Origin of the sequence: Halalkalicoccus subterraneus (assembly GCF_003697815.1) — an archaeon.
Taxonomy (GTDB): Archaea; Halobacteriota; Halobacteria; order Halobacteriales; family Halalkalicoccaceae; genus Halalkalicoccus; species Halalkalicoccus subterraneus.
This window is the reverse complement of the sequence record NZ_RDQG01000024.1, coordinates 19,144-44,731: the sequence shown is the minus strand read 5'-3', so window position 1 is coordinate 44,731 and position 25,588 is coordinate 19,144. Positions and strand designations below refer to the sequence as shown.

Below are 25,588 nucleotides of genomic sequence, written 5' to 3'. Positions count from 1 at the left end.
CTGCCGTCCCCACGTAAAACGAGCGTTCCAACACCGTTGTCGTGGAGCGAAGCGGTGTTCCACGCCACCGTGGTTCCATCTCGATCCTCGCCTTCAGTCGTTACTCACATCAGACGAGAGTCCTCCATCGGAAACCGTGATTCGATGGACTGACCGAGACGCAAGTATTGCGATCGCTATCTCCAGTCCACCAGCCACGAGAAATGCCGGCAGATAGCCGTACAGTTCCGTGACGGTGCCACCGATGAGAAACCCGCTCAACATCCCGAGACTACCGAATACGTTGAATCCGCCCATCGCCGCGCCACGTTCCGTCGCCGGGACGATGTCGGTGACGAGCGCCATCGTCGTTGGCGAGACGAGCGCCCCGCAGACACCGACGAGCACCATTAGACCCGCCGCGACCACGTAGCTCGGTGCCAGTGCGACAGTGATGATCGTTACCCCATACAGCAGGGAGCCGACGACGACGGGAAGGAATCGCCCGACTCGATCCGAAAGCGAGCCGACCGGATACTGCAACACTGCGAACGGAACGAAGAACAACGCCAGCGTGAATCCCGCCGTTGCCGCGTCGATACCGAACGTGTCCCTGAAGTAGGCGACACCAGTCAACGCGAAGAAGCCAGCCGTCAAGCGGTCGATATAGCCGAACGCGAACGGGACGAGTAATACGGGGCGCGTTCGGACGCGATCGACGATCATGTCGACGGGGAGCCCGCCGCCGGTACTCCGGTCGGGAACCGTCGCGGCGAGGGCAGCCGCACCACCGAGGAGCACGGCACCGCCGTACAGGGGTGCGAGCGGATCGATCGTCGCGAGTTGCCCGCCCACGACCGAGCCGATCGCCGCCCCGAGGCCGATTGCCGTCCCGGCAGCACCCATGTTGCGTCCGTGTTCCCCGGAGAGGTCCATCAACATCGTGATCGACAACGAGAACGCACCGATCGTGAACGCACCACCGACGACCCGCAACAGCAACACCGCTCCGAACCCGAGCCCGACGCTCGGAGCGAGTGCGACCGCCAGATAGCTCGCGGCACCGCCCGCCGCACCGAGAACGACGAGCGGCGTTCGAGACCCGAGGGAGTCACTGGCGACGCCCCACAGGACGGCACAGACCACGAATGCACTGAACTCGGCGGCGAGAAACCACGTTCCAGCGAGGACGATCTCGCTGCCACCGAGTGCCGAGACGGTTTCGTCGAGTCCCGGGTAGAGAAATACCTGTGAAACGAGGACGCTCCAGACGACGAGCGCAAGCCGGGGTCGTTCATTCATCAGGGTGAACTCCTCTCAAAGTCGCCGTTCGACCGACGGTATAACTCCCATTCGATCACACGTGCGTGAACTGGCATCCTCCGACGAAGATATCGGGTGACATGAGCGTGTTCCGACGCCCAGCTAACTCGATATCGACTACTGACCCGAACAATGCTTCGTCGTGACGACTGCGGTACTGTGGCCCGCTGGACCGAGACCGCCGACGAGTCCGTCTGCCATAGTGGCTACTGAGTCAGTTAGTGCGAAAAATCTTCTCATAACCGCTGTTGTGGGCCGCAAGACGCGGTTGGTTCGATGGGTCACCACAATACCGAAGTCCAGCCGCTCGAAAGACTGGGACAGGATGCCATCCCTCCTCGAACGCTTACTCGGCACTGATACACCCGACGAGCAGGTCGATCTCGAAGCGCGCCAGAACGACGCGGACGAAGCGCTCCGCGATGCCGTTGAACGCGGTACTGACACCGTTGAGGACTGTGGTGTGACCGGTGTCGCGGTCGTGAACGAAGGGCCGGACGGCGTACCGGTCGTCGTCCCCATCGCTCGCTTCTCGCTCGGTGAAGACATCGAGAATCCCGATATGGGGCTCGTCTGGGAACTCGTTGGCGAAGCGATCAAAGCTGTCCAAGCACCGTTCGACGACGTGTTCGTCCGTCATTACGACGTCCAGTTCACCTTCGACGGCGACGAACTCTTCGAGGCCGAGGAGTGCCGGCGGATCGCACTCACTGATGGGCTTGTGGATCGGTACGCGACTGACGCCGGGTTCGGGATTGCTGACCTCCGCGACACGGTCGAGGCGGCGGACGACATCGACGACGAGATCGCGCCGGTCGCGTGGGGCGAGTGTAAAGACTACAGCCGGTCGGACAACGCAGCAATCGTCGTCGCCGGGACGGCTGCCGCTGCGAGTGCCAGCGCGAGTGCCGCGAGCTGTGCAGGAGCTGGTGCAGCAGGCGGTGCGGGCGGCGGTGCGTGTTGACGGGGTAGGTCCCTTCACGCTTCGAGGGAGGCCTATGGCTGGCACCAGCGACTGCAGACAACCGCGGATAGGAAACGTTTCGACCGCCGAAGGATATAGGGTCGTAATTCGTCTGAATGCCACCCCGGACTGATTCTCGAGTATATGAGTAGAATTGCTACAAACGGAGTCTTTTACCGTTACAGGGGGAACGTACGCACCGATGGGAGTCCCTGGGGTGAATTCGGCCGTGGTGTTCGGATCGCTGACGATGGTGTCATGGGGAATCTGGATCGTCGTGGGAAACGCCGCCTCGGAATCCATGGACCCGACGACGGCTGCCGCGATATCGTATCTCGTCGCAACCCTCCTTGCAGTCGGGTTCGTTGTCGTCTCAGGTGCCTCGCTGGCCATCACGCCACGAGGCGGGGCGCTCGCCGGCGTGGCTGGATTGTTCGCCGGAATCGGCTTCGTCTCGATGTACGTCGGTCTCTCACATGGCTCAACGACGGTCGTTTCGACGCTCGGTGCCATGTATTTCGTCGTCGCAGCGCTCATCGGGATGGCCGTGCTCGGAGACGAAATCACCACAACGAGAGTCGCAGGGCTCCTGCTCGCCGGTGTTGCTGTCGTCCTCGTAGCGCAATAGCCGAGACGCTCAATGTGCAATCTCGTTTGCCCGCAACCCGAGTCGGCTGCGGTAAGTCAAATGAATCGTCCCTCGAAGTCGTGCGGTTTCGGGAGCACTGAGCACGCCTCCAGCAAAAGTTCAACTCCCCGTCTGTGAGGACGTCCTATGGGTGTGTCGGGTAGTTAGTGCCCTCCGATATCGATCTACTCATTCAGTAGTAGGTTGGTTGTGATGAGACACCTGAAGGCCGTCTTCGTGCTATTGAGTTGAAGTATTGTCCAATGGTGTTTCAGGGAGGGCGCCTGTCTCACACGGTGTATTTTTCAGAAACCGTCACCTCAGATTAATTACTACAGACACACTACGTTGTAGTTACATTTACGGCTCAACCACGTGAAACCGGTGTATTCGTGGGATATACACTCAATACAGCTATTATCTCGCCACCCGAACGTATGCTATGCTGACTTCTGAATCAGTCACACTTTGGGTACACATTATTGCGGGAGTCATTGCACTGCTCGCAGGAGTCGGTGCACTCGTCACTACAAAAGGCGGCACCCGTCACCGGCTTGCCGGGCGGGTCTACGTTGGAGCAATGGGCGTGGTCGTCGGAACTGTCCTTCCATTACTCGCTTTCGACCCCACCCCGAATCGAATATTTCTCACGCTGGTCGCCATCTTTAGCGGCTACTTCGCGTTTTCCGGGTATCGAGTTCTCTCCCGAAAACGGGCATCGGATACAGTTGGGCGAATCGATTGGATAGCTGCAGTTCTCGTCGTCGTCGCGTGTCTATTCCTTGGGGGATGGGGGGCTGGATTTCTGCTCGGTGGGGACTCGTTCGGAACGGTGATGGTCGTTTTCGGTGCCATCGGCCTTCTTGTTGGGATCACTGACCTCCGGGAGTACCGTCGTTCGGATCAACAAGGTCCATGGATGATTGAGCATCTCGGGCGAATGATGGGGGCCTACATCGCTACGGTAACTGCAGTGTCAGTCGTCAACTTCAGTGCTGTCTCACCGGTCGTGAGCTGGCTTTGGCCAACCGTTATTGGAGTTCCACTTATTTGGTACTGGTTCCGAAAATACGGAGATATAGGCCCATTTGCTCGTCTCTATCCGGTGAAATGAAATATCGAAGCCGAGTATACGCAGTGAGTATAGAATAGTAGCTCTCAGTTACTATCTCTCCCATACGTTAATTAACATGTAGATCAACCAGTGTAATACTGGTACGGGAAATACTCTGTGGCCGATCAGGTCTACACCCCAGACTTTTCGTTTGGGGGTCCCCGTAGTCGGGTCCACAACCCACACCCGCCGATCATGGCAACCACACATCCACGCCGTATTTTCGCAAGCAGCGACACACCCACACTGTCTCTCACGATCCCTGCACGGATCGTGTCCGCCTCCCACAGTGATGATGATCAACATAACGCGATCGAAGCCACCGAGTGATGGACACTGGTACTGACGGCGGGGACGATACCATACGTGTCCTTCACGTCGACGACGAGCCCGATCAAGCGGAATTGACCGCCGCCTTCCTCACGCGCGAGGACAACCGATTCGCCATCGAAACGGCAGCAAACGCCAGTGATGGGTTGAACCGCCTTTCCGAGGCACAGTTCGATTGCGTCATCTCGGATTACAACATGCCCGGCCAGACTGGTCTCGAATTTCTAAAAACGGTCCGTGAGGAGTATCCAGATCTGCCGTTCATCCTGTATACGGGTACGGGGTCAGAGGAGATCGCCTCCGATGCGATCTCTGCGGGCGTGACCGACTATCTCCAAAAAGAACGTGGGGCCGATCAGTATACGATTCTGGCAAACCGTGTGCGAAACGCCGTCGAGCGATACTGGATCGAACGCGAGGCCGAACACACGCGAACTCAGCTTGAATCGATCGTGGACGAACGCGAGCAGATCATCAAGCGGGTAACCGATGCGATCGTTGAAGTAGACTCGGACTGGCGGTTCACCCTCGTCAACGAGCAAGCCCAAGACCTGTACGAGATGTCCGACGAGGATCTCCTCGGACGGGACTTCTGGGACGTGTTCGAGGACGCGAAGGACACCCGGTTCGAGACGGAGTACCGACGGGTAATGGAGACCAAAGAACCGGCCTCGTTCGTGGAGTATGTCTCCCGACTCGATGGCTGGTTCGACATCAACGTCTATCCGAAACGGGATGGGGGGATCGCGTTTTATTTCGTTGAAGTCACCGAACAACGCGAGCGACAACAGGAACTCGAAGCAGAGCGGCGGTTCATTTCCGAAGCACTGGATACGTTGGATGATATCTTCTATGTGATCAGCCCAGAGGGTGACCTTCGATGGTGGAACGAACCCATGGTGGAAGTGACTGGGTATTCGGCGGCGGAACTAACTGAGATGAGGGCAATCGAGTTGTTCCCCGAAGACACACAGCCGCACGTTGTCGAGTCGCTCGAGACAACACTGGAGACGGGTGCTGATAGAGGAGAGGCTGAGGTCCAAACGAGCGACGGAGCCCACATTCCCTACGAGTTCATCAACCGACGGCTCACTGATTCCGAGGGAGAGATTCTCGGTATTGTCGGAACCGGCCGCGATCTCACCACTACGAAAGCCCGAGAGCAGGAACTCCGCGAGACGAAACAGCGCCTCGAAATCGTTCTTGAGGGGACCGAAACAGGCATTTGGGAGTGGAAGATAGGCGCAGACGAAATCGAGTGGGACAACACATTGGAACGGACGTTTGGACTTGAGCCCGGTTCGTTTGAGGGTGACTATAATGCCTTCGCCAAGCGTACCCATCCGGATGACCTCCCCGAAGTCGAAGAGGCAATGGACCGATCGATTGAGAGCAAGGAACTGTATCACACGGAGTTCAGAATGATCCACGAAGATGGGGAGATAGTCTGGGCAGAGGTCCAGGGAGTCGTTATCGATCAGGAAAACGGGCCTGATCGGTTGCTCGGTCTCTATCACGAGATAACCGAGCGCAAACAACGTGAGAAACAGTTAGAGGCGTTTGTCTCCGTCGTTAGCCACGATCTACGAAATCCGCTTACTGTAGCGGACGGATACCTCGAACTCGCCCAAGAGGAGTGTGAAAGCGATGAGCTTGCTCACGTTGCGCAGGCCCATGACCGGATGAAGAAACTAATTGAGAATCTACTTACACTAGCACGTGAGGGGACTGAAGTGAGTGATACCGAACCGGTCGATTTGGCAGCGCTCCTCGAACACTGCTGGGGGAACGTTGCGACAGCGGAGGCGACACTCACAATCGATATCGACGACGAGATTCAAGCAGATCGAAGCCGTTTCCAGCAACTCGTCGAGAACCTCTTCCGAAACGCGGTTGAACACGGCGGTGAAGATGTGACGGTCACTGTTGGAGCGGTAGAGGCGGGGTTCTACATCGAGGATACCGGACCAGGGATCCCTGAAGACATACAGGACGACATGTTCAACGCAGGCTACTCCACTACAGACGACGGGATTGGATTCGGTCTACACATTGTCAAACAGGTAGCCGATGCTCACGATTGGACCATCCATGTGATCGACGGTGCTGATGGTGGCGCACGCTTTGAGATCACGGGCGTCGAGTTCGCTACTGAGTAATGACGGTGGGCACGTTACCGCTTCTATCCTCCGTTGATTGGATGTGAGCCGTGATCGAGAGTTCGGCCCACCCGGCAGCTACTCATATAGGGTTCAGAACTACAGGAAATGCAAATAGTACTCATTACGACGTACAGAGGTGGTATTCAGCAGCAAGTCGAGAAAATACGCAGTCAGCGAAATGATTATGCGTAAGACGATGGTAATACCTACGTACGTCTGAAGCGGCTACAGACGATGACGATAAGGACGAGATCGTCACAGCAAACTTCAAAGTCACCAAATCGTTTCTGAGGGAGATTGATAACACCTGGTAGGGACGTGGCTTCAACAGTCGGAGTGAATTCATCCGCTACACGCTTCGGGACGCCGCCGAATTCCCGACGTTCGACCGCGACGAACTCGTCGCACTCCTTGCCGCTGAGGACGAGATCCATGAGGGAACGACAATGAGTGCGGCCGAGGCACGCGAGCAGTTCGGCACGGCCGATGAGTGATACTGAGTGGACGTGAGAACTGGCCTCAAAGGCCCGAATCGATCTCGAGACACTCTCTACTGACGAACAAGATCATATTCTGGACAAGCTTGAGGAGATCGTCGATTCTCCATGGCGTGACCCGCCGGAGTACGGGGAACCACTGCAGAACAGTCCATACAAGAAGAGACGTCTCGGCGAGTTTCGGCTCTCTGTGACCGTCCGACGAGGTGAACAGCGCCGTATCGTCGCCCACATCAAACGACGTGGAGGTGCGTACACCGCTGACGACGACTGACCGGTCTGTTCGGTTTCCCGCGACCGTTTGGTTCCTCGAACCGAGGGATCCTGTTGTTGTCGCTCCCTCACCGGGCCCGACTGGTTACGATGGCCCGTATCGTATCGAACTCAGGTCGTCCCTGAAGCCACCAGACGGCGACGGCAACGAGCGCGAGCACGAGTTCGAATACCATCATCGGCGTCGGCTCTAGCGAGAGGAACTGCCCGATGATCGTTCGTCCCTGTTCGTCGTATGGCGGCGGCGGCAGTAACGGCCAAACGAGGGACGTGGTGTGACATCCACTCCGCCGTAAACGGCGGAGTTTCCCTCCCAGAGGGAATACCAGACGAGCTGGTAAGGTTTTAAGGGCGAGAGGATGTCGCGTTCGGAACGCGAACCTTCAAGCCGCCAATGGGCGAATTCGGACTGGATGCAAGTGTTTTCATCCAGAGCGGATCGACGGCGCGGACTCTTCGTTGCGCTTCTGGTTGTAGCCGTGGTTGGCGCCCTCTCCGTTGTCGCGAGCCAGTACGCGCCGATCCTGTTTGACGCCAACGCCCTTCGCGAGTGGATCGCCCAGTTCGGCGTCCTTGCTCCCTTCGTCTTCGTTCTCATCCAGGCGACCCAGGTCGTCGTTGCGCCGATCCCCGGACAGGTCGTCGCGCTCGTTGCGGGGTATCTCTTCGGCCCGGGTCTCGGCACCGTCTACAGCCTCACCGGCGTTCTGATCGGGAGTGCCATCGCGTTCAGTCTGGCGAAGCGTTACGGACGCTCGTTCGTCGAGGACGTCCTTCACGAGGACGTGCTGACCCGCTTCGACGGGTTCGTCGACCGGGTCGGTATCGCCGGCCTCTTCGTGTTCGTCATCATTCCCGGCCTCCCGGACGACGCGATCTGTTTTCTCTGTGGACTCACGACGTGGCGGCTCCGAACGTTTCTGGTAGTTATCAGCATCGGTCGGCTGCCGGCGTACGTACTCACCGTCTATGCCGGTGGAGAATTGGCAAGCGGGCAGTTTCTCGGAGCACTAGCGCTCATCGGGATCGTGGTCGCGCTCTCGGTGATCGGGTATTCCAAACAGGATACGATCCGGGAACTGATCCAGCGCGTAGAGCCCCAGCTCCCGTTTCGGTGAGACCAACTCGGATCGATTCGGTCCGGTTCGATCCTATTTCCGGAAAGAAGGACAGATGGACGAGTTGACATCCAGTCTCGGGCCGATCCGATCGATGAAACTGCCGGAGCACCAGCACCTATTTCAATACCAGAGCGATCGGTGCCACCACGCCTGCAGGCCGGAACCCATTGCAGCGGGACTCGCCTATACTAGTCATCGGTTTTGTCCCCTCCATCGTCTCGCCGAACTCACGAACGAGTAAGAACAGCTGGCGACAGAGTTCAACGACGAGTCACTCACCGAGTTCCGGGAGCAATTCGCTGAAGAGGAGCTCTCGGCCGACGGTCCAACAGCCGATCGAAACGACGTCCGAATCGTCTGGGAGGTCGACCGCCTCGAGCAGGTACGTGCGGACGCCGACCATCCGACCGCTTACGCCGAGCCCGACGTGCCGAATAGCCCGTTGGCAGCACGATCGAAACGACTCGATCAGTTGACTGGGCGATTACAGCTTCCACTCTGAGAGGATCGGCGTCTCTTCATCGTATTGTCCTGGGAGCGAGACGGTACTTCCAGTTCCGAGCCGACAAGGCCGGATGGGGGTCGGTAAGCGATACCATCATATATCGCGGTCACGATATGACTGATGGATTCTTTAAGTACTTCTCGCGATAAGGGATGAAGTAAGAGGGAGTGCGGGTGTGGTTTCCTGCTGAATTATGTTTTCAGAGGTTTTGTCGTAGCTTAACCGAGGCGCTAAGTCCCTTCCTCAAAAACGGCCTACCGTCTGGAACAGTGACGCTGAAGCGCGGATTCACCGACTACCCCGATCGGTTCGAGGCCGAGTTCACGGACAAGTCCCATCCTCCACGAGCGAGGGCGTCAGGCCGAGCGAAGTAGGGTGGAGTTGTTGACAACGGCCCACCCTAGTAGTATCTGAAGGGGTTATCCTGCTTGACCACCGAAGATATCTATGCAGTGGTGCGACCAGCCAACGAAACCATCCGGACACGAGAGTGTGAGAGTCCGGAGCCGAAGCCCGAGGAAAAGAGTGTGACCGACGACCCACTGCCGGTCGAACACCTCTCGCCGCTCGCCACCCTCGTCGATGAGGTACTCGCGGGCGTCGGCTACGAGGTGGCGGCCGCCACCGATATCATCGACGACGCTGTCCCCGGCTACGGCGGTCTCTTCGATCCCGCGACCACCCCGGCCGAGTTGCGTCGCGCACTCGAAGATCTGCGAGGGCTAGGACTCACCCGGCCACCCGTCTCCGAGCCGACGAGCGACACGTTCGTTCTCTACGTCGACGGCAGTTCACGCGGTAACCCCGGTCCCGCCGGTGCGGGCGCCGTCATCATGGACGCTGCGGAAGACCAGCTCGCTCGTCTCGGCCGACCCGTCGGTTCCCGAACGGGGAACAACACTGCCGAGTACGTCGCCCTCCAACTCGGGCTCTCAGAACTGTTGGATCGCTATGAACCACGCAGACTAGAAGTACGTATTGATTCGATGACAGTTATCCGAGACGTCTGGGGAGGCGATGATCCGACGGAACCGGGCGTCGAGACGTACAGCAAAGCCATTACGGTGGCATTGTCGAATATTCCGGATCACCAGTACACGCATCTGGCCGACAGCGATCCAAACCCTGCCGACGCACTGGCGACAGTAGGGGCTGATATTGCAGCCTTCGGGCCTGGATAGGAGAGCTACGCCGCTTAAAATCCGAAACCTCGGCTCTGTTGAAAGCCTAGTTATTCACTCCTCCGCTGGATGAGGGAGGCGGTAGATAGTTCGTACGTACGCATCGATGGGATCTGTAGATTCGCGCTTACGTACAATCCTCGCTAGAAACCAGAGACAGATACCACGCGAAGCCGAGTAGAGGGCAACGTTATTAGCTTTCTTCGGCTTCACGCTGGTATGGCTTGGGAGCCACTAGCGGTTGCCCGGTGGCATCCCGTGCGAACGTTCGGAGCTACAGGCGGCGTCTTCGCACTCCTGTTTATCCTCACTGAATCCGTTCAGAATTTGCTCGCAGGTCGCGGCTTCAGCCTACCGTCCGGCTTCCTGTGGCTGTTCGTCGTTGGCGGAGTACTCGGTGGGGCACTTCTCGCGTGGCTTCTCTGGGAACGCCTTGGCGCCGAACGTTCGCCGCGCCGCGGAGCTGCGGTCGGCGCGCTCGTCGGTTTCCTCGCACTTCCGGTGCCGTTCTACATTCTCGAACTTGCCCTCGTCGTAGCCCAGGGAATCCCTTTCGAACCGCAGCCGGGCGTGTCTCCGTTGGTTCAGTTACTCACTGACTTCGTTTTGCTCCCCCTCGTCCCGCTGTTCCTTGGTGCACTCGGTTTGCTGCCTACATACGGGGGAACAGTCGTCATTGGGGCCCTCGTCGGCTATCTCCTTGCCCGCGAGTAGCTACTAATTCGAATATTGCCTCACGTCGCACTCGCATATCAATTCATCTTTACCGAACGATAGGTAGGTCGTCTAGGGATATCAATTCTCCAATACGAACTGGACTGATCGCGATATGTTTTGAAATGAGCTCGAACTAACTGTTGTTCCCAGTTTGACTCCAAGCTGCACCGAGAGCGATTCCTATTCCCATACCAATAGCCAACCACTGTGTGAAATCGTCCATTACAACGCCCAAGCCTGCTCCGAGCCCTGCTCCAACCGCAATACCTGTCCCCATCTTGTTTCGGGAGTCCGGTTCACCCTGTTCTTCAGACATATGCTTCAGTCACATATTGAAATATTAAGTCTTCCCTCCGTACTGGTCGAAACCAGGCCCGAATGTATTACTTGCCAAGGATTTCAACAGAGCCAAAACGACTATTTCGTTCATGAATCACCGAACAGTATGACCGAACGCGCTCGTTCCCTGCCCCAGCGTGTGCTCGAACGCCTCGCCGGCGTCAACATGTGGCTCGTCGTGGGTGCCGGCTTCGCGCTCGGGTTCACCGTGAACCACTTCGACGGGCCGTGGTGGCTGGCCTTCCTCTGTTATCTGGGCGGGGGACTACTCCCCATTTTGCTCTCGACCGTGTCGAGCGACGAGGACGGTTTCGAGTACGAGATAACGAACCGCGAGCGGGCGGTCTACCTCTTCGGGGTGCTCCGCTGGGCATTCACACCGTGGGGGATTTTCACACAGATACTCCAGCTCGGCGGACAGGGGGTCGCGTACGTTCGATACCGGGGCGATCTGCCGAGCATGGAGCGACACACCCCCGAGACGGAGTTGCGTCTCCCTGTTGGGGGCGAGTGGAAAGTGGTCAACGGGGGCGTCACGCCCGACACCTCCCACTCGTGGAACATCTTCTCCCAGCGCTACGCCTACGACTTCCTGCAAACCGACGACGACGGGGAGACCCACGCCGGGTCGAGAAACAAACTGGAGGACTACTACGCCTACGGCGAGCCGATCGTCGCGCCCGCCGACGGGACGGTCGTGGACGTGAGCGACCGCCGCCGGGACTACCCGGGCGTCGGGACGGCGCTCGTCGAGTGGCGCACCTGGGACATCGCGGGCAACCACGTCACTATCGAGCACGCCGACGGGGAGTACTCCTTCCTCGCACACCTCCAGGCCGGGAGCATAGCGGTCTCGGAGGGTCAGGAAGTCGCGGCGGGCGACGTCATCGGTCGGTGTGGCAACTCCGGACACTCCAGCGAACCGCACCTCCACTACCAGCTCCAGGATACGCCCGACTTCTGGACCGCCGCGGGCCTCGCGCCGCGCTTCCACGGCGTCGACATCGAGCGCGACGACTGGAAGGCAGCCGAGCGCGCGGTCTACGCCGACCGGGAGGGCGGAGACGGGGTGTACCTCTGGGCCGGTGATCGCGTCCGTCAGCGCCGGGCGGGTCCGGTAGGCTCGAAGAAGAAGGACGCTCACAGCTGGGGATAGGGTTTTGATCTTCGGTAATATATCACTTCTACAATCGAACGATCCAGTTCCTCCCATTCGTCTTCAAATGTCGCACCGAACGCCACACCCAACGCCGCCCCTAATCCCATTCCCATCGCGCCCCCAATGCAACTCCGAGTGGGATATTATTCAGAACGACGCCGAGTGCGGATCCAAGGCGGGTTCCAAGTGCCATCCCCATAGCGATCCATACCGCCAGCGAAACGTCACCAACTCCTTGAATCTCGTCGCCAAACATAGCTTTCAAGTCGTAACTGTTCTTGATATCTGTTTTCTCTGTATCTATCGCCGACTAAGGGTTTCAATAAGGCCCAAAACGCTGGGTCAAATTTTTGCTCGCGAATTGAAGCGCACTAATCCTCCCCTGCCCGAAGGCGGTCGAGTGCTCAAAAGTCGCCCTATGAGCCAGCAATTGGCCGCACAAGAGCCGTTAGTTACGCATGCAGGGAAGACAGGAGGAACCTACTATCCGTTGACAGTCTGTCAGGCATGCAAATAGAGATTTGTTCAACGACTGTCTTTCCTGGCCAGATATTGTGTGGGGCCATTTAGATAGAAATTAATTAATAGGGGTAACGTTCTACCATTTAGTGCGGTTCGAGTGACAGCCTGTCGATGGCATATTCATCCACACTGCTGTCAACTCCCCTCCCCCACTTCCCAATCTCTTGGGTGTTTTTCCGAACTGAAGACGTGTGAGCAACATCTCGTGAGCAAATATCGGATTTTGCGATCGAAATCATTCGTAACTGGTTCTCAGTAATAGTGCGTATATTGTGAAGTGCCGTGAGATACTCACGAAAGATTCTGTACAGACGGAATAGCTCGTGACACGTCCACTCTGGAGCGTATGAACGCGGCCCAAGAGGTATAAATCGCTGACAATCGAAACAGTAGATATGCCTGATCGTGTCGAAACCACGGATGTCGCTATCGCCGGTTGTGGGCCTGGTGGTGCTGTTCTAGGGTACTTGCTCGCTCGGAGTGGGGTCGATGTTGCACTCATCGAGCGGGCCGCGACGTTCGAGCGCGAGTACCGTGGGTTCGGGTGGAATCCAGGTGTGATTCGCCTCTTCGACGAAATGGGTGTTCTCGACGATGTACTCGATCTCGCTCACGAAACCGTGACCGACGGTACGTTCTCACTCTACGGAACAGATGTTTCAGTTCTGGACTTCGACGTGCTCGATACCGAGTATCCTTACGCCTTGATGATGGAACAACCGTCGTTACTAGAATATCTCGTCGATCGAGCGGATGCATATACTACGTTCACGTTCCACCCCTCGACGACAGTCACAGATTTGCGAGTCGAAGGCAATGGCACCATCCAAGGCATCGAGGCTCACGATCGCAAAGCGGATGCCGACGTTCGATTCGATACGCGCGTGGTAGTCGGTGCCGACGGGCGCTACTCCACAGTCCGGTCAAGCACTGGAATCGATCCTGGGTTTTTCGAATCCCCGATAGATCTTGTGTGGTTCAAACTTCCAAGTGGAGCGATTGATGCCCGCACTGAGGGCCGCATCGATCGTAACGGTATTCTCCTGTATTTCGGATTGGGAGACGGCGAACTCCAAGTGGGATATCCGATACTGGATGGTGAATGGACGTCGATTCGAGCCGGGGGCTTCAGCGCGTTCTCTAACCGCATCGCAGCCATCGATTCCGAACTCGCGTCGGCAATGTATCGTCATCTCGATGGCTTCCGGGACACTACCCTACTTGATATCGCACCGGGTACTGCAGAAACCTGGTCCCGGGATGGAATGGCGTTAGTAGGGGACGCTGCACATACCGCAAGTCCAATAGGCGCTCAAGGGAATCCGCTGGCTATCGAGGATGCAGTCGTGATCCACGATGTGCTCGCCACGGCGCTACGTGACAGCACAGGAGTAGTGCCCGAGGAGACTCTGGCCGAATTTGAAACACGCCGTCGCCCGACAGTTGAGCGCGTTATCTCATTGCAGCGGCGCGGCGCACAGAATCTCGCATTCTGGATTACCTATGGACAGTACGTTCCTGAACTACTGGTGCGGGGATCGGCGAGTATCTTTAGTTGGCTCGTTCCTCAATTGCCGCCGATTCGAAAATCGATCGAATCGTTCGCGCTCGGCGATCGGTCGATTTCTGTAACGCAATCCCATTTTATCGAGTAGTGTACTCCGATGTTCTCGCTTCTTGGAGACCGGTCCGTCAATCAACTCGGACACGGGCGAGATAGCTCTGATTGCACTGATGAGCCTACGCTCGCGTAGAACAGGGCGTTTCGCGACGGCTCTACGATGTGAATACTGAAATCCTCGAAGGACTGATCCAACTTCGATCCTGTACTGAAGTGGCCATCAGCGGCAAGCTCAGCGTAGACGATCGAGTAAACTACCCTTCGTTCTCACCCTATACGGGGTTCAGTTGTTGAGAAAGGAGTGTTAGCCTCATTCCAGATACAGGTCGAATATGGTCAGTTCAGTCGCTATCCACTAGATTGGATTCCAAGAAGGACACTGATTAGGAAGGAATGTTTTTTCCAGAAAATTATTTGTCTTTGGAGAGCGTACTGACTCGTATGACCGACGACAACAGCTGGACAGACATCAACGACCACGTAACCGAGGAGTGGAAGGAAGAGACGACGCCATTTGAACGCATCTATGAAGTCCTCGAACAGACTCATGACGGACAGTCTGCGGCCGAGATCGCCGAGCGCGCACTTGTAAGCGAACCAACCTCTCGCCGGCATCTAGATGCGCTTGTTGCGACCGGATTCGCGGCTACCGCACAGGACGGCCGCACCACACGCTACCGACGTGACGATGATCGCGTGCTGATGACGCGGATTCATGAACTCAGAGAGCAGGCCACCCGAGACGAAATTCTCGGCGGCATTAGACGGATGAAAGCGGAAATTCGAGACTACGAAGCACAATACGATGCACTCTCACCCGAAGAGCTGGCACGGCAATTGCCCAACGAAGCGAATGAGGAGTGGGAAGACGTCACTGCATGGAAGACGACACGCCAGAACCTCGCAGTCGCGCAGGCGGCCCTCGCCTACGACGAGGCGAGTGAGCAGCTCACAGCATGACCACTGATCGTGCCGGTGAGTTCGGAACGATCTACCTCCCGGCACTTCAGCGCATTCGGACGCTCTGGCTGAATCTCGAACCAGTGGTCGCAGAAACAGGCTACGACGACCCAGTTACCCCCACAGAACTCAGAATCGAACTCACTGACGGACTCGGCGATGCCGACTCGGCACGATTCGACATCCAGTGGAGTACACTGGATAACTACTCGTTTCACTACGTCGACAGCGCAGATGTAAACTGGCGATTCGACCGACATCCCAACACCCATTCTCCTGACCGGCATTTCCATTCACCACCGGATGCTCGAACTGTCGACACCGAGCCATCCTGTATCCGCGTTGGAGAGGTCTCACTCGTTACTCGTGCAGTCCACACGATGTGGCGTGTTGCCTATGAGAGCGCGGATCTGAATCGACTCAAGAGTATGTCGAACCCTCCCTGATTTTCCGTATCAAGAGGGTGGTTAAAGCGATCGTCTCTGATTACATACGGGCCGATCACAACCACGGCTACCCTTCCAAGTGTGTAATTGCTCTCGTATATGTGAGAGTGCTCAATAGATATAATAGATCTGACTACGTACTAGCCTGTATGACTGACTCTGGACTCAACTCGTGGACGGAGGGGCTTTCGTCTCGCGAGCGTGTGAGAGAGATCGCGATGACGCTCACCCAGTCGCGCTCCGTTGACTGGGTACGCGCCGAAGCACAGGTTTCCTCCTGGCAAACCGCGAAAGACGAACTGGAGATGCTCGTTGAATTCGGGCAGGTACACGCCATCGAAGGAGACGACGGCAACACGAAATACGCGCCGAACTACCAACTTCGCTACTTCAACGAACTCACCGAGTTGATCAACGAACACAGCCAGGCTGACCTTCGCGAGGAAATTGCGAGCATTCAGGAGACGATCGAGGACTGGATGGCTGACTACGGCGTCGACTCATGCGACGATCTCGAAGCGACACTCACCGACGAGAGCCTCTCCAGCGAGGACGTGCGAGAACGGAGTCGCATCCTCCGCCGCTGGGAACGGTGTGAGGACAACAAACGTCTCCTGAAACATGCGCTTGAACTCTACGACGATGCTCAATCCCTCTATCCTGGGCAGAACGAGCCATCGAACTCCTCGTCCCCACTCTCCCAGTAGGATCCGATGATCTTCCTCGCCAATCGATCGAATCTCGATCGACGGACGCTACTTACTCGTCTCCACAATCGGCTTCAGACACAAGTCGATTCGGCGGACACGCCGATTCGAAACGTGTGGTATCACACTTCCGCCGAGAACAAAGTCGGTGTACGTGCCGCTATCGATCCCCACCGATTCCTGCAGTCGGCTGCCTTAGGTGATGACGCTGAGCTCTACATTTCATTTGATTTTCCGCCGGATCATCCGTACGACTTCTACAAGATCCAGTGGGTTGAGCCCGAACGAGACCTCATGCTTGGGTGGCATCAGGATGAAACGCACATGGATCTCGGTGAATGCCACTTCCAGATCGATCACCGTGGAGAGACGGTTCAACGCGAGGCCGCAGCGTTTCTCGATACACATCCGTTGAACGTCTTTGATCAACGTCTCGACCATCTCGTTGCGCTTCTCGCTGCCATCTCGTGGGACGAGGATCGCCCGCACGTTCCATCGGATGCGATCCTGTGATGGTGAGTGGATTCCCGCTTCAGAATCGGATTTGAACCGTTCAGCTGTTGCTCCGGTGGCTGGGTGGACACGGCTACTCCTCCACTATCCGTCGATGCCACGGATTTCGTTCCCCACACCCACAGTTTATTGCACTATATTGCATTCTATTGCATATGCCGATCAGCACCGACCGGTTCGACGAAGAACCCGTGGACGCGCTCGATCTCCAGGAAGGGACGCACCCGTATCGGCTACTGCAGTTCCTCGCAAACCACCGTGATCAGGCGTTCACGCAGACGGAACTCCACGAAGCGACCAGCATCAAGCGCGGGAGCGTCGGCGCTACACTCTCGCGCCTCGAGGATCGTGGCCTCGTTCGCCATCGGGGCCGATACTGGGCTATCGCCGAGGACGATCGTCTCGCCGCCTACGCTGCACAGACGAACGCCAGTTCTGCTTCGACGACGGACGACTACTACGGCGACGAGGAATGACGGATACTACGAGCGCGGCGCAGTCGTAAAAGGCCCCGATCTTCTCGCGGACCACGACTACCGGCCGTACGTTTGCCTGAGTGATCGTACCCACCCGTTCCACGACGAGGAAGCGCTCTACGCGGCGGTTACGACGACACGACGGGCAGTTGCTATTTCGCTCACTGACGATGACTTCGTCTCAGGTGGTCTACCGAGAGAGAGCTACGTGAATCCGTGGACAGTCGTCACGATTCGGCATGCCGACATGGAGCGCGAAGAGGGACATCTCGCCGAGACGACGACAGAAACGATCGCTACCCAATCTGCGGGATATCTTGGCGTCGGCTAAGAGCGCTGTTTCCTCGTAGTCTCTATCTTCAGTAGTCCGTTCCTCTGCGACGTATTCACGCTTCAAGAGGAGTGTCCGCTGGCTGGTACCAACGGATACACACGACGTCACTGGGCGTTCCGATAGCATAGAAGAACGCTACGATGTAAGTGAGAGCGAACACGCTCGGGAATTCGGTCGTACCGGCGCCCACCACTAGGACTAGCGTTGCTGTTCGTCTACCAGCGAATCGATGTAGTCTTCGAGTGCTTCATAGACGGGACCGAACTCGGGGAGTTCTGCAACCAAATCGGGAAGCGTATTCTTCCAGCCGTCACGGATCTCATCCCATTTCTCTTCGGGAAGCCCGTCGCGAAGATCGACGTCCAGCCCGTCGTGTTCACACTTCCGCGTGAATGCCGGGAGAATACCCGAGTCGTCGATGTCAGCCTCGGTAATCATCCGATAGAGGTCGTAGTAGTCACGAGCCTGTGACCGCTGGTAGAGCGCTCGCAACTTCTCTGCGAAGATTTCTTCCAGGCTGTATGCGGTCAACTCGAATTCGGGGACGTCCTCGTAGCTGTGGCGATGGTTTACCGAGGTGAACGCAACGTATTCGTCGATCATGACGTCCAGACTCGTCGTGTTCTTGTGACCGAGAATGGCGGTGTACTGGATATCGATATCGACGTAGTGCGTCGGATACGCTTCTTTCTGCAGTTCGCGGTGTTTGGTCACCTCGAAGTCGATGCCGGAGGCTCTAGTCGCGTCTTCCAGTGCGTCTTGCAACTCCGCCTCAGTCCCGTGATACGCTCCCTCAACACCGAAATCAAGATCTTCCGAGTAGCGCCACATCTCCGGGAAGTACAACTTGCTGAGAGCGGTTCCGCCCTTGAACAGTAGGTTGTCGCCGTAGGGATTCGTGTAGATCGCCCACAGGATCCACGAATTGACGTAGTTCTTCTCTGCGTAGCCGAGGCGGACCGCTAGTTCTCTGGCCAGCCGCCGGAGTTGTGCATCGGAAATCATGCAAACTCATCCGGGAGAAACGATTCGGGAGTCGCGTTCAGGCGCAGTTGGTACTTACTGTCGCGGGTACCCGTCGCTTCTCTCGTCGGGTCGAGCAGCGGGTATCCAGTCGTGAAGTTCTCGACGAGTTCGTCGTACTCCGGAAGGTCGATGTCCAACTGGTCAGCGAGGTAGACGAGTCGTTTCGTTGCGGCACCGTTCCCAACTCGCTGCAGATACTCGACGACTCGTTCCCACGAACATCGCGTTTCGACCGCGTTCTGCATCGCCGTTGCGAGTTCACCGATACCACCACAGAATTCCGGATGGTCGGCGCAATCGACCAGCGTTTTTTCGATACTCGAAATGTTCACCTGGTTCGATCCGACCGCAGTCGGTTGATAGCCGAAGAACTTCTGTGCAGTGACCGACACTGGACGATACGTGACCCCGTGAATTTCACGCTCTTGAGCGCGCTCTGTCGTCACGATGTACACCGTCCGGGACAACTGCTCCGTCAGCCCGTGGTGATTCAGCGCGCTCCAGTACCCAACGTACATCGGCTCCACGAGGGCGGACGCGATCACGAACTCGTGCTCGGTATACACAGAGTTCTCGCCTGCAGCGAGCGGCAGGATGAGATACTTCCCGTGCGCGATACGCTCAAGCCAGCCTTTCTCCTTGAGCGCATACGCCATGTCCTTCGCCGATTTCCGTGGGATGTCAAGTGCATCCACGAGATCACTACTAGTAATGACCTGCCGGTTCTCGCTTGCGAGCCGTGACAATGCCTGTGACTCGCGCGTCGATAGGCTCTTTCGTTGAGTTTCTGTGTCGTTTGTTGATTCCATAGCCGCTCAGCGTACATAGACTCTAAATTAAGCAGTGGTAAAGGTGTTTGTTGAGAGCTAGTTTGGTGAACGGATCCGTCCCGTAAACGATCGTTCCACGGGAAAATCATTCCTCAGCCTGTTCGCTCGCCTCGATCCACTCGTCTCGATCCTCGTCCCCATAGCAATCATCGAACAGGCGCGTCACCCGATGGTGATCGTAGGCCTGGCGAAGTCGATCCAGATCAGTGGTAAGTGCCCAATACGGAGCCTTATGTCGGACGAGCTCCTGCTTCTCGAGTCGCGAGAGGACCGGATGGATCGAGTTTTCGGGGACGGGCGTCCGACGGGCGATCTCCTTTGCCTTCCATGCTCGATCGCGGTTCTCATAGAGGAACCGAAGGGCGTGCTCCGGATTGCTGAGCTCCGCTAACTCCTCCGAAGAGCGTTCGTCAAACTGATCGATATCGATCGACATATACGTACTTTTGCTACGCTGTCAATTAAATGTATGCTCTGTATGGTACCACGCTTTGTAGGTAGTAGGTGTGTACTCTCTGTATGAGAACGACGACTGCGATCAATATGGAGGGGCTGTTCCTGCACGGTTGGGCAGGATGGAGGGGTTCACACCCACCCTTTGGCCACCCGTACGTCCAGATCGATCATCGTGAGTGGCCCGAGCCCCGACGAAGTGCTGTTCGTTTCGATAATGGGGTTTCGATGGCTGTCCTCGAATCCTGTCTGGACGCGCTTCGAGAGCACGGAGCCGATCCCGAGCGGCTCCTCGAATCGAGTAAGTAGATTCTTCTCACGTATACCAGTAGCATCCACGGTAGTCTGGATATTCGTCACTTTCGAGAGTCCACTCACCATCCACACCCCTCGTACCGAGTGAGGCAGAGATATTGAGGGGAGCGTCTCATACGACAACGAGAAATCGTACCGCCAACACAAGACAGACCTCAGCCGTCGTTCAGCGCATCAAGAACTATCTCCGGATCTCGAATCAGTTTGTGTTCGAGATAGCTCCCCTCGCCTGGGCCACCGCCTGTGTGCTCGCTTTCCGTGATCTCGAGAAACGACTGTTCTTTGAGGAGGCGAGACACACGATCATACGATAACGGCTCCATCTGCTCGGTTGCAGTTATCCGCTCATACAGATCATAGACATCCGGAGAGACAACGCCACGAGCTCATCCGTAACAATCCTCGCTCCCCATAACGTTTCACTCGTCTATCCGATATGAGACGACGCGAATCGGATCGGTGGGATTCGCCTCATTCGGTATGAGGGGTGTCTTCCGGTAGCACTGAATCGTGGTTTCCAATCGTCACGCTCACTCGGTACGAGGGGTGGGTCGGCAAAGCTCTGATTCAGCTGAAACGCGCGTTCGGAGCTGCTTCAAGTTGAGCGACCGCTGGCTGGTGTATATGTACAAGGAAATGGTATAACGACCATAATGGGGGTATACGATACGCTGGTCGTGGAGGACGAGGTTGAACTGCCGAAATTCCCGCGGGATCGACACCCGACCGAAATCGACTGGCAGACAAAGGAAATCGGACATCCCTACCTGCGAACGTACAAACTGACGGGATCGGGACGGCTCCTTCGAAAGGAACGAGATATGCGGGAAAAGACCGGTGACGAGAAACAGGCCGAAGCCGAAGAACATGGCTTCGACTCGTGGGATGACTACGTCTCGTTCCGCGAGGACGCTGACCCCAAAGAGCTTCTAAGCCGGGGACTCGGAATCGGCACGCCGGACGGCCAGACAGTTGCGGATGAGTTCTGGCTCGATCACAATATGCACGGTTCCTTCGAGTTCCACGGGTCGGATGATGACATTGAGGACAGGTTCTTCTGGTCGTACGAAGCCCGCTTTACCAGAGGCGACCTCGACGCCATCGTATTCCTTGGTGAACGTGGCGGAGGCTATCCGGGGAACTTTAAACAAGATAAACCGGACATCATTCGCTTCTGACCAGATCCGGTGGTTCGAGACCGACGACTTCAGCGTCCAGTACGCCGAGCAATACCGGACGGGAAATTCGTGGGAGTGTCGCTGGGATCGCCACCTCAACGATCACAACACCCGCGAGCACTTCCATCCACCTCCGGATGCACCGACGCCAGGCGAGGATGAGAACTATCCAGACGAGTGGCGGGACGTACTTGCCGCCGTCCTCACTCGTCTCGACGAACAGATCGAAGCATTCTGGACCGAGTAGCGGCCCCACCGCGGAATCGTGGTGTCTGTACACGGTCCAACTCGTCTACCCGCGTTTGTAGATGATCCTCGAGACGCCTGATTAGAAAGTAATGGCTACTCCGGTCTCACGAGAACATCGACCCTTCGCCAGTTGCGTGCTGTTCGGCAACGTCTTTGTCTAATCCGACACCGAGACCGGGAGCTTCAGGAACCTCAATATAGCCGTCCTCTATGAGCGGTTCGGAGCGCACCAGAAGAGCGTCCCACCATTCGACGTCGAGCGCATGATACTCGAGGACGTCGAAGTTCGGGACGGCCGCACCGAGATGGACGTTGGCCATCGTCCCGATCGGACTACAGACGTTATGCGGGGAGATCGGGATATACTGTTCTTCGGCACGGTTGGCGATCGCCTTCGTTTCGGCCAGCCCACCGCAAGTGCTCGTATCGGGCGTGAGGATATCGACGCCGAACTCCTGGATCAGCTCCGCGAACTCGTGGACTCGGAATCGATTCTCGCCGGTCGCAAGCGGCACGCTGGTCGAGCGCGCTAGTTCGCGTTGGGCGCGCATGTTCTCCGGCGGGAGGACGTCCTCGAGCCACATGAGATCGTACGGCTCGAGCTTGCGCGCAAGTCGCTTGCCGCTCTCGAGGCTATAGTCCCAGTGACAGTCGAAGGCGAGATCGATCTCGTTGCCGATCGCCTCCCGGATCGCTGCAACGGTGTCGACCTTATGCTGGATCGCGGCGTTCGAGAGGCGACCATTGACCGGGTCCGGATCGTTGTCGATCGGCGTATCGAGGTCGAACTTGAGCGCCGTGAATCCCTGCTTGACGACGTTTCGGGCGGTCTCAGCGTAGGCTTCCGGGGCGTATGCGTCGCTGTCACTGTAGTCGGTCGACCCGTGGTCCACCGAATAGGCTTCCCCGGCGTGACAGTCACAGTAGATCCGGACCGCGTCGCGATACTTCCCGCCCAGTAGCTGGTAGACCGGGACACCGAGAAGTTTGCCCGCCGTATCCCAGAGGGCGATCTCGATTCCGGAGGCGGCCGTCACGGCCTTCCCGGTGGTCCCGCCGTGGCCCGAGAGCTCCTGAACCATCAATCGGAAGAGACGCTCGACATCGAGCGGATTCTCGCCGATCAGCACGTCCTCGATGTAGTGCATCAGTTCTGCGATGGCACCCCCGCGGTAGGACTCACCGATGCCGGTCACGCCGGCGTCAGTGTGAATCTCGACGATGTTCCAGTCGAAGTTGCCCTCGATAACACAGGTCTCGAGGCCGGTGATCTCCACGTCGCGCTCTGAGGCACGGGTTTGTTTTTGGTTGGAGTAATCTCGCATTGGATCGTCCGTGCCAACGGCGCCGCTCGACTTGAGTATGGACCCTTGGCCTTTCTCAAGTACGGTGTGGTCGCCACCCGTAGGAAATACCGTCTGAGAAGCTGACAAGAAATATCTTCGGTTCAGTTTTACCAATGATCTTGACCGGATCTAACTCGGACTGAGCTGCTTCGAAGGATGGTCTGAACCGAACGCCATAGAAGCTGATGCATTCCGGAGGGACATTCCGAAGACACCACCGGCCAATCCTATGATGATCATGGACGCTGCCGTCTCCACCGATTCGAATGAAGGGATAGACGGCGACTTTGAAGGACGGACAGTAAAGCAGGACCCCTCTAGGTCCGATACTGCTGGATCCCATGGCGGATAAAGGGCAGGAACAACGAGACTAAGCTGAAGATTAGAATTACCATCGCGATCGGACTGGTGTAGATGATTTCCAGTGACCCGTCGGAGACCTGCAGCGACCGGCGGAGATTCGACTCGGCGATCGGTCCGAGGATGAGCCCCAATACCATCGGCGCCAATGGATAATCATCCATGCGCATGAAGTACCCGAGCACGCCGGCGCCGAGCATTACCCACGCGTCGAGCAGGTTACCCCGCAAGGCTATCGAACCGATAATACAGAGGATAAAAATAACGGGCCAGAGATACATTGCAGGAAAATCAATCAATCGCGCCCAGTAGCGCGCACCGATGAGCCCGAAGATGAGGATCAGAACGTAGACCAGAAAGAAGCCGATGAAAATCGCATAGACCAAACCAGGTTCACTCTCGAAGAGTCCGGGGCCCGGTCGAATGCCGTGAACGAGCAGTGCGCCGATCAGAATCGCCGTTACCGAATCGCCGGGGATTCCTAAGGTAAGCGTCGGGATGAGTGCACCGCCAGTACTAGCGTTGTTGCCCGATTCAGCGGCTGCAACACCCAGAACATTACCCTCTCCGAATTTGGGGACCGCATTGCTACACCACCGTTTCGCCTCGTTGTAGGTTACGAAGGAGGCAATATCCCCGCCGGCACCGGGGATAGCACCGATGAACGCGCCGACGATGCCTGAACCAACGGTGACATTCCCAATATTCTTTAAATCCTCACGGGTCGGCCGGACCGTCGAGAGGTCCTGTTTGACACTGTCGGTGTCGATTCCCGCACGATACCGGGCGATACCCTCAGCGATCCCGAACAGCCCAATCATCACAGCAATGAACTCGATACCGGCAGTGAGCGCGTCGACCCCGAACGAAAAGCGGGGAAAGCCGAGGTTCGGATCAAGCCCGACGGTCGCGAGAAACATACCCAGCAGTCCCGAGATCAGCCCCTTGATGATGGAATCGCCGCTGATGCTGGCGATGATCGTCAACCCGAAGACGGCGATCGCGAAGTTTTCAGGAGATCGGAACGCGAGTGCGACATTCGCGATCTGGGGGGCGAGCACCGCAAGGAAAATCACACTGATGACGCCGCCGACAAACGAGGCGACGGTCGCGATCCCAATCGCGCGCCCAGCCTTGCCTTGTTGGGCCAGTGGGAAGCCATCGAACACCGTTGCGGCCGCACTCGGCGTGCCCGGTGTCCGGATGAGAATCGCCGGGATCGATCCCGCATACAGGGCACCCCCGTAGATTCCTAACAAGAGCATCATCCCTTCGACAGGTTCCATACTGAAGGTGAAGGAAACGAGGACGGCGACGGTCATGGTCGCCGTCATACCCGGTAGCGACCCCATGGTAAGACCGATTATCACACCGATGACGATCAGCGCCAGCGCGAACGGTTCGAAGACGAGTGTAGCACCCTGAGCGAAGAAATCGAGGATGGACGGCACGTCAGATCAGCCCCGCATGAATTACGAACGGTAGCACGTCTCCAATCGGAATGAGACCCTCTGGAAGCGGGACCTGAAAGAGGGCTCCAAAGAGGTAATAGAGGACGAGCGTGACACCGACGGCACTCCCAAGGACCATCGGGATCGACCGCGCACCGGAGAACCACATGAGCCCAGCGAGGAAGGCGATCGTTGTCAGCGGAAAACCGACGATTGGCATGGCTAAAATGTAGATCGTCGGAAACGCGACGACGATGACGAGCCGGCGGACGATGGCCGGATCGATCTCGTGGGCCGCTCGCTCCTCGGCGGTAAGATCCTTGACGAGCAGGCCGAGCGCGAGGATTGCGATCGTCCCCGTGATCAGGCGCGGGAAGAAGGCCGCCCCGGGATCGCCACCGCGACCACCGGGGAAGTCGGCACTGACGACGAAGACGGCCGCCGACAGTACAAGCAGCAGTCCGGCTGCGATAACGTCCGAACGAAACACACGATAGACCATTTGCACC

At 57.3% G+C, this 25,588-nt stretch carries 27 protein-coding genes and 4 pseudogenes; 20 read left to right on the top strand and 11 right to left on the bottom strand.

Translation table 11 applies throughout. The features are described 5' to 3' along the window. Positions 1–93: 93 nt before the first annotated feature. Positions 94–1,281, bottom strand: coding sequence for an MFS transporter (locus tag EAO80_RS06950; protein WP_122089199.1), 1,188 nt, complete (start codon positions 1,279–1,281; stop codon positions 94–96). Between the two features lie 346 nt (positions 1,282–1,627). Here EAO80_RS06950 and EAO80_RS06945 point away from each other — a divergent pair, with 346 nt between their 5' ends. The 8 genes and pseudogenes from EAO80_RS06945 to EAO80_RS06915 all read left to right on the top strand — a co-directional run bounded on the left by EAO80_RS06945 (position 1,628) and on the right by EAO80_RS06915 (position 8,388). Beyond that, positions 1,628–2,266 (top strand): hypothetical protein, encoded by a 639-nt coding sequence (locus tag EAO80_RS06945; RefSeq protein ID WP_122089198.1) that lies wholly within the window; start codon positions 1,628–1,630, stop codon positions 2,264–2,266. Between the two features lie 202 nt (positions 2,267–2,468). Next, positions 2,469–2,894 (top strand): EamA family transporter, encoded by a 426-nt coding sequence (locus tag EAO80_RS06940; protein ID WP_122089197.1) that lies wholly within the window; start codon positions 2,469–2,471, stop codon positions 2,892–2,894. A 580-nt stretch (positions 2,895–3,474) separates the two neighbouring features. Then, positions 3,475–4,008 carry a hypothetical protein gene (locus EAO80_RS06935; protein ID WP_211330659.1) on the top strand — a complete coding sequence of 178 codons (534 nt, stop codon included), beginning with the start codon at positions 3,475–3,477 and terminating at the stop codon, positions 4,006–4,008. A 329-nt stretch (positions 4,009–4,337) separates the two neighbouring features. Next, positions 4,338–4,634 (top strand): annotated as a pseudogene (locus EAO80_RS20775) (response regulator); the annotation flags it as partial. A gap of 84 nt (positions 4,635–4,718) precedes the next feature. Further along, positions 4,719–6,497: a PAS domain S-box protein gene (locus EAO80_RS06930; protein ID WP_245998501.1), complete on the top strand. Its 1,779-nt coding sequence runs from the start codon at positions 4,719–4,721 to the stop codon at positions 6,495–6,497. Between the two features lie 254 nt (positions 6,498–6,751). Then, positions 6,752–6,994, top strand: a pseudogene (locus EAO80_RS20770) (ribbon-helix-helix domain-containing protein). Between the two features lie 19 nt (positions 6,995–7,013). Continuing rightward, the gene (locus EAO80_RS20765) at positions 7,014–7,271 is read left to right on the top strand and encodes a type II toxin-antitoxin system RelE/ParE family toxin (RefSeq protein WP_368280516.1); all 258 of its coding nucleotides are present in this window, start codon (positions 7,014–7,016) and stop codon (positions 7,269–7,271) included. Between the two features lie 412 nt (positions 7,272–7,683). After that, positions 7,684–8,388: a TVP38/TMEM64 family protein gene (locus tag EAO80_RS06915; protein ID WP_122089194.1), complete on the top strand. Its 705-nt coding sequence runs from the start codon at positions 7,684–7,686 to the stop codon at positions 8,386–8,388. 274 nt (positions 8,389–8,662) lie between these two features. Here EAO80_RS06915 and EAO80_RS20595 read toward each other — a convergent pair whose 3' ends face one another. Continuing rightward, positions 8,663–8,794, bottom strand: a complete 132-nt coding sequence (locus EAO80_RS20595; RefSeq protein WP_281273011.1) for a hypothetical protein — start codon at positions 8,792–8,794, stop codon at positions 8,663–8,665. 629 nt (positions 8,795–9,423) lie between these two features. Here EAO80_RS20595 and EAO80_RS06900 point away from each other — a divergent pair. Continuing rightward, on the top strand, positions 9,424–10,077 hold the full coding sequence (locus tag EAO80_RS06900) for a ribonuclease HI family protein (RefSeq protein ID WP_122089225.1): 654 nt from the start codon (positions 9,424–9,426) through the stop codon (positions 10,075–10,077). Between the two features lie 219 nt (positions 10,078–10,296). Continuing rightward, positions 10,297–10,791: a hypothetical protein gene (locus EAO80_RS06895; RefSeq protein ID WP_122089193.1), complete on the top strand. Its 495-nt coding sequence runs from the start codon at positions 10,297–10,299 to the stop codon at positions 10,789–10,791. Between the two features lie 136 nt (positions 10,792–10,927). Here EAO80_RS06895 and EAO80_RS06890 read toward each other — a convergent pair whose 3' ends face one another. Beyond that, positions 10,928–11,110, bottom strand: a complete 183-nt coding sequence (locus EAO80_RS06890; RefSeq protein WP_122089192.1) for a hypothetical protein — start codon at positions 11,108–11,110, stop codon at positions 10,928–10,930. A gap of 129 nt (positions 11,111–11,239) precedes the next feature. On the opposite strand from EAO80_RS06890, the gene EAO80_RS06885 reads away from it, so the two are divergent. From EAO80_RS06885 to EAO80_RS20755, 8 genes are all read left to right on the top strand, one after another. Next, positions 11,240–12,289, top strand: a complete 1,050-nt coding sequence (locus EAO80_RS06885) for a M23 family metallopeptidase (protein ID WP_162993911.1) — start codon at positions 11,240–11,242, stop codon at positions 12,287–12,289. Between the two features lie 920 nt (positions 12,290–13,209). Then, complete coding sequence (locus tag EAO80_RS06880) at positions 13,210–14,469, top strand: FAD-dependent monooxygenase (RefSeq protein ID WP_122089190.1); 1,260 nt, start codon at positions 13,210–13,212, stop codon at positions 14,467–14,469. A 407-nt stretch (positions 14,470–14,876) separates the two neighbouring features. Beyond that, complete coding sequence (locus EAO80_RS06875; RefSeq protein WP_122089189.1) at positions 14,877–15,395, top strand: winged helix-turn-helix domain-containing protein; 519 nt, start codon at positions 14,877–14,879, stop codon at positions 15,393–15,395. Further along, positions 15,392–15,841 (top strand): hypothetical protein, encoded by a 450-nt coding sequence (locus tag EAO80_RS06870; RefSeq protein WP_122089188.1) that lies wholly within the window; start codon positions 15,392–15,394, stop codon positions 15,839–15,841. The genes EAO80_RS06875 and EAO80_RS06870 overlap by 4 nt, the downstream gene beginning before the upstream one ends. 149 nt (positions 15,842–15,990) lie before the next feature. Further along, positions 15,991–16,548, top strand: coding sequence for a DUF7342 family protein (locus tag EAO80_RS06865; RefSeq protein ID WP_122089187.1), 558 nt, complete (start codon positions 15,991–15,993; stop codon positions 16,546–16,548). 6 nt (positions 16,549–16,554) lie between these two features. Next, positions 16,555–17,061 carry a hypothetical protein gene (locus tag EAO80_RS06860; protein WP_122089186.1) on the top strand — a complete coding sequence of 169 codons (507 nt, stop codon included), beginning with the start codon at positions 16,555–16,557 and terminating at the stop codon, positions 17,059–17,061. Positions 17,062–17,216: 155 nt separating this feature from the next. Beyond that, on the top strand, positions 17,217–17,537 hold the full coding sequence (locus tag EAO80_RS06855) for a MarR family transcriptional regulator (RefSeq protein ID WP_122089185.1): 321 nt from the start codon (positions 17,217–17,219) through the stop codon (positions 17,535–17,537). Then, positions 17,497–17,868, top strand: coding sequence for a hypothetical protein (locus EAO80_RS20755; RefSeq protein WP_122089224.1), 372 nt, complete (start codon positions 17,497–17,499; stop codon positions 17,866–17,868). The genes EAO80_RS06855 and EAO80_RS20755 overlap by 41 nt, the downstream gene beginning before the upstream one ends. Before the next feature lie 201 nt (positions 17,869–18,069). Here EAO80_RS20755 and EAO80_RS06845 read toward each other — a convergent pair whose 3' ends face one another. The 5 genes and pseudogenes from EAO80_RS06845 to EAO80_RS06825 form a co-directional block, all read right to left on the bottom strand. Beyond that, positions 18,070–18,876 (bottom strand): nucleotidyl transferase AbiEii/AbiGii toxin family protein, encoded by an 807-nt coding sequence (locus tag EAO80_RS06845; protein ID WP_122089184.1) that lies wholly within the window; start codon positions 18,874–18,876, stop codon positions 18,070–18,072. Continuing rightward, positions 18,873–19,706 (bottom strand): type IV toxin-antitoxin system AbiEi family antitoxin domain-containing protein, encoded by an 834-nt coding sequence (locus EAO80_RS06840; RefSeq protein WP_122089183.1) that lies wholly within the window; start codon positions 19,704–19,706, stop codon positions 18,873–18,875. Before EAO80_RS06840 ends, EAO80_RS06845 begins: the two co-directional genes overlap by 4 nt. Positions 19,707–19,812: 106 nt before the next feature. Then, positions 19,813–20,163, bottom strand: a complete 351-nt coding sequence (locus tag EAO80_RS06835) for a MarR family transcriptional regulator (RefSeq protein WP_122089182.1) — start codon at positions 20,161–20,163, stop codon at positions 19,813–19,815. A 149-nt stretch (positions 20,164–20,312) separates the two neighbouring features. Next, complete coding sequence (locus EAO80_RS06830; RefSeq protein ID WP_122089181.1) at positions 20,313–20,561, bottom strand: hypothetical protein; 249 nt, start codon at positions 20,559–20,561, stop codon at positions 20,313–20,315. Positions 20,562–20,650: 89 nt separating this feature from the next. Beyond that, a pseudogene (locus EAO80_RS06825) lies at positions 20,651–20,860 on the bottom strand (cell division control protein Cdc6); the annotation flags it as partial. Between the two features lie 312 nt (positions 20,861–21,172). On the opposite strand from EAO80_RS06825, the gene EAO80_RS06820 reads away from it, so the two are divergent. Then, on the top strand, positions 21,173–21,673 hold the full coding sequence (locus tag EAO80_RS06820; RefSeq protein WP_211330657.1) for a hypothetical protein: 501 nt from the start codon (positions 21,173–21,175) through the stop codon (positions 21,671–21,673). A 1-nt stretch (position 21,674) separates the two neighbouring features. Next, positions 21,675–21,920, top strand: a pseudogene (locus EAO80_RS20750) (hypothetical protein); the annotation flags it as partial. Between the two features lie 106 nt (positions 21,921–22,026). Here EAO80_RS20750 and EAO80_RS06810 read toward each other — a convergent pair. The 3 genes from EAO80_RS06810 to EAO80_RS06800 all read right to left on the bottom strand — a co-directional run bounded on the left by EAO80_RS06810 (position 22,027) and on the right by EAO80_RS06800 (position 25,569). Further along, on the bottom strand, positions 22,027–23,247 hold the full coding sequence (locus EAO80_RS06810; RefSeq protein WP_122089178.1) for a mandelate racemase/muconate lactonizing enzyme family protein: 1,221 nt from the start codon (positions 23,245–23,247) through the stop codon (positions 22,027–22,029). 338 nt (positions 23,248–23,585) lie between these two features. Further along, complete coding sequence (locus tag EAO80_RS06805; RefSeq protein WP_122089177.1) at positions 23,586–25,079, bottom strand: tripartite tricarboxylate transporter permease; 1,494 nt, start codon at positions 25,077–25,079, stop codon at positions 23,586–23,588. A gap of 1 nt (position 25,080) precedes the next feature. Next, complete coding sequence (locus EAO80_RS06800; protein WP_245998499.1) at positions 25,081–25,569, bottom strand: tripartite tricarboxylate transporter TctB family protein; 489 nt, start codon at positions 25,567–25,569, stop codon at positions 25,081–25,083. Between the last annotated feature and the right edge of the window lie 19 nt (positions 25,570–25,588).